Here is a 4,930-nt window from a genome sequence, read left to right on the forward strand (position 1 = left end):
GGTCTTCGGCGTGGGCTCGTCGGCCGGCGCCGCGCCCAGCACCGGCAGTGCCGGCGGTGCCGCCGGCGGCGGGTTCGAACGCGCCAGCGCGGCCGGCACGCTGCCGAAAGTGGGTTTGGGCTTGGCCGGTTTGGGCCGCGGCAGCGGCGGCAGCGGGATGTCGCGCCAGCCCTCCCAGCCGGGTGGCAGCACCCCGGGCGGCGGCGGCGCGATCTCTTCGAGCACGGTACCGGCGCTGTCGGTGACGGTGACCTGCTGCGCGACCGAGTTGGCCGCCAGCGCGCGGCCGAAACGGCGCGCGAGCGTCAGGTCGCTGTGCCAGACCTGGGCGTGTTTCACGAGCCGGCCGTCGCCGTCGCGCGCGACCTCGACGACGCGGTACAGCGGGCCTTCGCTGCGCCCCTGTTGCCGTGCCAGTTCCCGGCGCACCTTGTCCAGCAGCTCGGCGCCGGCCGGTTCGCTGCCGTCGGCCTTGGAGTCGGCCATGACGCTCCCGTCGAAAACGAAATCCAGCGGCCAGCATAGCGGCCAACCGGGCCCCTCCACCCACCCGGAAACCCCTGGGGTTTTCACCGGGTGGGGCGGCGTGCATTTGTCACGCCAGCGACGCGCCGGTGGGCCCACGCCGCTGCGCTAGCATCCCGCCCCATGCAAGTCGTCTGCCTCGACCTCGAAGGGGTGCTGGTCCCCGAGATCTGGATCGCGTTCGCCCAGCGCACCGGCATCGAGGCCTTCCGGCGCACGACACGCGACGAGCCCGATTACGACCGGCTGATGCGCTGGCGCCTGGAGCTGCTGCGCGAGCACGGCCTGAAGCTGGCCGACATCCAGCAGGTCATCGCCGGCATGGCGCCGCTGGAGGGCGCGCGCGAGTTCCTCGACGAACTGCGCACGCGCTACCAGGTGGTGATCCTGTCGGACACCTTCTACGAGTTCGCCGACCCGCTGATGCGCCAGCTCGGCCGGCCGACGCTGTTCTGCCACCGGCTGGTGGTCGATGCCGACGGTTTCGTTGCCGACTACAAGCTGCGCCAGCCCGACCAGAAGCGGCACGCGGTGAACGCGCTGAAGTCGCTGAACTTCCAGGTCATCGCCGCCGGCGACTCGTACAACGACACCGGCATGCTGGGCGCCGCCGACGCCGGCTTCTTCATCCACCCGCCCGAGAGCATCGTCGCGCAGTTCCCGCAGTTCCCGGTGAACCGGAACTACGCCGAGCTGAAGGCGTCGATCGACGGCGCGGCGACACTCCTGCGCGGCTGAGGGCAAGACGCTCGTAGCCGGAATGCCGCAGGAACATCAAGCAGCCGCCGTGGACCGGCTCTGCCGGGACACCGGCGGCGCCCCCTCGAGGGGGAGCGCCGAAGGCGCTTCGGGGGTGGTCCATTCCATGCGCGACACACTCGAACTGCTCGCGCCGGCGCGTGACGCCGAGGTCGGCATCGAAGCCGTCAACCACGGCGCCGACGCCGTCTACATCGGCGGCCCGGCCTTCGGCGCACGCGACAAGGCCGGCAACAGCCTGGCCGACATCGAACGCCTGGTGCGCCACGCCCACCGCTGGCACGCGCGCATCTTCGTCACGCTCAACACCATCCTGCGCGACGACGAGCTGGAAGACGCGCGCCGCCTGGCCTGGGACGTCTGGCGCGCCGGTGCCGACGCGCTGATCGTGCAGGACATGGGCCTGCTCGAGCTGGACCTGCCGCCGATCCAGCTGCACGCCAGCACCCAGACCGACATCCGCACGCCGGAGAAAGCGCGCTTCCTGCAGGACGCCGGCTTCTCGCAGCTGGTGCTGGCGCGCGAGCTGACGCTGGCCGAGATCCGCGCCGTCGCCGCCGCGGCACCGCGCGCGACGCTGGAGTTCTTCGTGCACGGCGCGCTCTGCGTGGCTTACAGCGGCCAGTGCTGGATCAGCCACGCCCACACCGGCCGCAGCGCCAACCGCGGCTCGTGTTCGCAGGAGTGCCGGCTGCCCTACACCGTGACCGACGCCGAGGGCCGCATCGTCGCGCACGACAAACACGTGCTCTCGCTGAAGGACAACGACCAGGGCGCGAACCTGCACGCACTCGCCGACGCCGGTGTGCGCAGCTTCAAGATCGAGGGCCGCTACAAGGACATGGGCACGGTGAAGAACGTCACCGCGCACTACCGCCAGTTGCTCGACCGCGTGCTCGAGGACCGCCCCGCGCTGCGCGCCGCTGCCAGCGGGCGCTGCCGCTACGGCTTCACGCCGGATCCGGCGCGCAGTTTCAACCGCGGCGCCACCGACTACTTCGTCAACGGCCGCCAGAGTGACATCGGCGCCTTCGACACGCCCAAACACGCCGGCGTCGAAGTCGGCCATGTCACGCGTGTCGGCCGCGACCATTTCGACGTCTCGCTGCACGAGGCCGGCGCGGCGCTGAACAACGGCGACGCGCTGACCTGGTGGGACCTGCAAGGCGAGCTGCAGGGCGTGCCGGTGAACGTCGCCACGCAGCTGGGCGGGCGCGCCTGGCGCGTGATGCCCAACGCGACTATCGAGGCGCTGAAGGACCTGCGCCGCGACGCCGTGATCAGCCGCAACCGCGACATGGCCTGGGACCGGCTGCTGGAGAAGAAGTCGGCCGAACGCCTGATCGCCGTCGACCTGCGCTGGAGCGCCACCGCCGACGGCTTCGCGCTCGAACTCGTCGACGCCGACGGCCACAGGGCGCGTGCGACGGTCGTGCAGCCGCACCAGCCGCCGAAGGACGCGGCGCGCAACGAAGCGACGCTGCGCGAGAACCTGGCGCGCCTGGGCGGCACGATCTTCGAGGCGCGGCGCGTCGAGCTGGCGGCGCCGTGGTTCGTGCCGGCGTCGGTGGCCAACGCGCTGCGGCGCGAGGCCGTGGCCGCGCTCGATGCCGCACGCGCCGCGGCGCTGAAGCCGCTGCCGCGCGCCGAGCCGCTCGAGCCGCCGGCGCCCTACCCCGAGGACACGCTGAGCTACCTGGCCAACGTGCACAACGCCCAGGCCGCGGCCTTTTACGCGCGCCACGGTGTCAAGTTGGTCGAAGCCGCCTACGAGAGCCACGAGCGTACCGACGAGGTCAGCCTGATGATCACGCGCCACTGCGTGCGCTGGTCGCTGTCGCTGTGCCCCAAGCAGGCCAAGGGCGTGATCGGCGTGCAGGGCACGGTGCGCGCCGAGCCGCTGACGCTGGTCTCGGGCGGCGACCGGCTCACGCTGCGTTTCGACTGCAAGCCCTGCGAGATGCACGTCGTCGGGCGCATCAGGAAGAGCGTGCTGCGCGAGGCCAAGGCGCAGCCGATGAGCTTCTACCGGACGCGGCCGGCGGCGCGCGCCTGAGGTCTTCTCCCTCGCCCCCGCGAGGGGGAGAGGGCTGGGGTGAGGGGGCAACGCAGGCCGCAGGCGTTCACGTGGCTCGCCGCCACCCTCACCCCAGCCCTCTCCCGCACGCGGGAGAGGGAGTCCGTTCAGCGCCGGTCGACCAGGGCGTGGGCGATCGTGCCCAGGTCCACGTATTCGAGTTCGCTGCCCGCCGGCACGCCGCGCGCCAGCCGCGTGACCTTGAGCCCGCGTGCACGCAGCGCCTGCGCCAGTGCGTGCGCGGTGACCTCGCCTTCGGCGGTGAAGCTGGTGGCGAGGATGACCTCCTGCACCGTGCCGTCGGCGGCGCGTGCGATCAGCTCGGCGACGCCGATGTCGCCGGTGCCGATGCCGTCCAGCGGCGACAGCCGGCCCATCAGCACGAAGTACAGCCCGCGGTAGCTGCCGCTGCGCTCCAGCGCGTGCTGGTCGGCCGGGGTCTCGACGACACACAGCAGGCGGGCGTCGCGCTCGGGGTCGCGGCAGACGGGGCAGACCTCGTCTTCGGTGAAGGTGTGGCAGCGCGTGCAGTGGTGCACACGTTCGGCGGCGACGTCCAGCGCATGTGCCAGGCGGCGTGCGCCGTCGCGGTCGTGCTGCAGCAGGTGGAAGGCGCAGCGCTGCGCCGACTTCTGGCCGACACCCGGCAGGCGCCGCAGCGCCTCGATCAGCGCATCGAGCGCGGTTGCGGCCATCGTCCGGGTATCAGAACGGGAACTTCATGCCCGGCGGCATCGGCATGCCGGCGGTCAGCTTGCCCATCTTCTCGGCGCTGACCTCGTCGGCGCGGCGCACGGCGTCGTTGAAGGCCGCGGCCACCAGGTCTTCCAGCATGTCCTTGTCGTCGGCCAGCAGGCTGGGGTCGATGCTGAGGCGGCGCACGTCGTGTTTGCAGGTCATCACGACCTTGACCAGGCCGGCGCCGGACTGGCCCTCGACCTCCAGCTGCGCCAGCTCTTCCTGGGCGCGCTTCATGTTTTCCTGCATCGCCTGGGCCTGCTTCATCAGCCCGGCGAGTTGGCCCTTCATCATCTCGGAGTCCTTTCGTGGCGGCCTGGGGCCGCCCAAAACGCGGGATTATCGTCGTGCGGCGCGAGCCGCTCAGACCGGCTTGATCGAGTTCGGCACGATGCGTGCCGTGCTGAACTGGCGCATCAGCTCGAGCACCACCGGGTCCTGGCGGATCGTGTGCTCAGCCGCCTGCTGGCGCCGGGTGCGCTCCCAGGCATCGCGCTTGGCCGGCGTGTCCTCGGGCGAGCCGGGTTCGAGTTGCAGGTCGACCGGCGAACCGAGTTCGACCGCGACCGCGGCGACCAGCTTGTCGCGCAGCGCGTTGCTGCGCAGCGACTCGCTTTCCACCAGCAGCCGCCAGCGCGGCGGCACGGCGGCCTCGTCGACCTCGACGAGACCGCCTTGCCAGGCGAGCTGGCGCAGCATGGCCGAGACGCCACCACGTTCGGCCAGCGCCTGGCACAGCGCGTACCAGCGGTCGCCCAGCGGCGTGCGCGGCGGCGGGGCCGGCGGCTCGTCGCGGCGCACGCCGCTGGGCGACCGCTGGTACGCGCTGTG

General features: G+C 71.8%; 5 protein-coding genes and 1 pseudogene. 2 read left to right on the plus strand and 4 right to left on the minus strand.

Annotation, left to right across the window (positions count from 1 at the left end):
- On the minus strand, window positions 1-486 hold a 486-nt coding region (locus CKO43_RS24935; RefSeq protein WP_200380354.1), incomplete at its 3' end, for a hypothetical protein.
- A gap of 162 nt (window positions 487-648) precedes the next feature.
- Between CKO43_RS24935 and thrH the strand changes: the two genes are divergently transcribed.
- Window positions 649-1,263, plus strand: coding sequence for a bifunctional phosphoserine phosphatase/homoserine phosphotransferase ThrH (thrH, locus tag CKO43_RS24940; RefSeq protein WP_200380355.1), 615 nt, complete (start codon window positions 649-651; stop codon window positions 1,261-1,263).
- A 127-nt stretch (window positions 1,264-1,390) separates the two neighbouring features.
- Window positions 1,391-3,340: a peptidase U32 family protein gene (locus tag CKO43_RS24945; protein WP_200380356.1), complete on the plus strand. Its 1,950-nt coding sequence runs from the start codon at window positions 1,391-1,393 to the stop codon at window positions 3,338-3,340.
- Between the two features lie 128 nt (window positions 3,341-3,468).
- Here CKO43_RS24945 and recR read toward each other — a convergent pair whose 3' ends face one another.
- The 3 genes and pseudogenes from recR to CKO43_RS24960 all read right to left on the minus strand — a co-directional run.
- Window positions 3,469-4,056, minus strand: coding sequence for a recombination mediator RecR (gene recR, locus CKO43_RS24950; protein WP_200231659.1), 588 nt, complete (start codon window positions 4,054-4,056; stop codon window positions 3,469-3,471).
- Between the two features lie 10 nt (window positions 4,057-4,066).
- Window positions 4,067-4,393, minus strand: coding sequence for a YbaB/EbfC family nucleoid-associated protein (locus CKO43_RS24955; protein WP_132645454.1), 327 nt, complete (start codon window positions 4,391-4,393; stop codon window positions 4,067-4,069).
- Window positions 4,394-4,462: 69 nt separating this feature from the next.
- Window positions 4,463-4,930 (minus strand): annotated as a pseudogene (locus CKO43_RS24960) (DNA polymerase III subunit gamma/tau); the annotation flags it as partial.

The sequence above is a fragment of the Rubrivivax gelatinosus genome (assembly GCF_016583785.1).
Taxonomy (GTDB): Bacteria; Pseudomonadota; Gammaproteobacteria; order Burkholderiales; family Burkholderiaceae_C; genus Rubrivivax; species Rubrivivax gelatinosus_B.